Raw genomic sequence first — 1634 nt, 5'->3', positions numbered from 1 at the left:
AATATCCTTTGAAGATAAAAACATTATTCGAGTCATGTTATGGTTACAAAACCAAACAGCATTGACTTACTTCATTCAAAAAGGGAAAACTGTTAGAAAAATCTCCGAATTATTATAATTATCAATTTACCCTCAATGAATTACAGTCTATAAATAAGCAACCATTACTAGAAAATTGTGAAATTGATAATTATACAAAAATATATATAGATGGACATTGTGATGTAGGAGCCTCCTATATAATGGATGATGAAGGCAATAAACTTTATTATGATAAATTAGCCGAGTCACTAAATAATATGCTTACTCCAGAACAACGGACATTACTGCAGGATGAGAATAATTATCAACATTTGACTATAAGATTATTAGGTTGTTCAGCAGGAAAAGGAAATAGGCAAGACAGTACGGATAGTTTTGCAGCAAAATTACAAAGAGAATTAAAAGAACAATATGGCATTTATTCAACAGTTATTGCAAATACAAGATCTAATTTTTATGAAACTTTTACATTAAAAAATATGAAAATTGAACCATCTTTTGTATTAAATACAAGATATGGACAGGATGAAAGACTTTTTTTAAAACATCTAAAATATACGTCATCAACATTTAGTAATTCAAAAAAATCGTAAAGCTTGGAGCATTATGAATAATGCTTTGGTTAGTAAACAACCGGGTTCAAAAGTTATCTATTCTTGGATGGGTGAAGAGCAAATAAGGGAGTGCGCATATAAAGGTGGACAATGGCGAATAAAGGTATATGATTCAGTTATCGATCTTATCGATAATACAAATAATTCATCTAAAATAGAAAAATATAATCAATTGTTAACTGATCTTCATCAGTTAGATGAAGATGAAATGCTAACAAAATTACAAGATATACTTAATGATCCCAACGAAGCCAAGTTATATGGTGTTAATCATTCCAGATCATCATCCTCAATTTTTCATCATAATAAAACCAGTTATTTAACTATAAAAGAATTGGTTGAAGAGCGAAGTGACTTTGCAGAAAAAAGTGACTTTGCAGAAAAAAGCATTGATTCATTGTTTTCAGCACAACCTATTGATTTTATTACGACTGCTAGCTAATCTTGCTGCCCTTGAGAGGAGCAATGTTGCTAATGACACCAGCAAAAGAATTACCCATCGTCATTGAAAAATCACAGGAAGAAGTTGAGCCCCTTACCTAATAAATCCTCTTTGAATTGGTTTCATCTCGCGCAAAACGTTTGACCAACCTAGCTGAATTCAAAAATAACTGTACTTTTAAGAATGATCATTCTTTAAGATTCAAAATCGTTTGGCCACCCATTAATTTTAATATTTAGATGGTTTAACAATGCGATAACATCTGGAAATGAAAAGCGGGCATCGGTTAACGTATTATGCTGAATATCAATATTGTAATTTACTGCATCCGTAAAATCCGCATGCTTTAAGTTCGTATGCATGAACAAACTATTTTGCAAATCAGAGCCCATAAAACAAGCATGATTTAAATTAGCTTCTCTAAAATCAACATCATGAGCTTTACAATTTTCTATCATTAAATCAGCAAGCGCTAAACCATAAAAACTAGAGTGGCTAATGTTACTTGTAATAAAAAGTAAAGGGGACTGGCAAGC

3 protein-coding genes are annotated in these 1634 nt (G+C 31.2%); 2 read left to right on the top strand and 1 reads right to left on the bottom strand.

What is annotated here, in order from left to right:
* Positions 1-242: 242 nt before the first annotated feature.
* Together BN58_RS03880 and BN58_RS03875 are read left to right on the top strand one after the other, a co-directional pair.
* The gene (locus BN58_RS03880; protein WP_019215726.1) at positions 243-635 is read left to right on the top strand and encodes a hypothetical protein; all 393 of its coding nucleotides are present in this window, start codon (positions 243-245) and stop codon (positions 633-635) included.
* A gap of 13 nt (positions 636-648) precedes the next feature.
* Positions 649-1098, top strand: coding sequence for a hypothetical protein (locus BN58_RS03875; RefSeq protein WP_019215725.1), 450 nt, complete (start codon positions 649-651; stop codon positions 1096-1098).
* Positions 1099-1292: 194 nt separating this feature from the next.
* On the opposite strand, the gene BN58_RS03870 is transcribed toward BN58_RS03875, so the two are convergent.
* Positions 1293-1634, bottom strand: a 342-nt coding sequence (locus BN58_RS03870) for a pentapeptide repeat-containing protein (protein WP_019215724.1), incomplete at its 5' end; no start/stop codon positions are given.

Source organism: Legionella tunisiensis (assembly GCF_000308315.1).
Taxonomy (GTDB): domain Bacteria; phylum Pseudomonadota; class Gammaproteobacteria; order Legionellales; family Legionellaceae; genus Tatlockia; species Tatlockia tunisiensis.
Note: the sequence above shows the minus strand (reverse complement) of the source record. Positions and strands in the feature narration are given on the sequence as shown.

Coding starts and splice junctions, on each gene's coding strand:
- BN58_RS03880 (WP_019215726.1), top strand. CDS start 243: ATGGATGATGAAGGCAATAAACTTTATTATGATAAATTAGCCGAGTCA.
- BN58_RS03875 (WP_019215725.1), top strand. CDS start 649: ATGAATAATGCTTTGGTTAGTAAACAACCGGGTTCAAAAGTTATCTAT.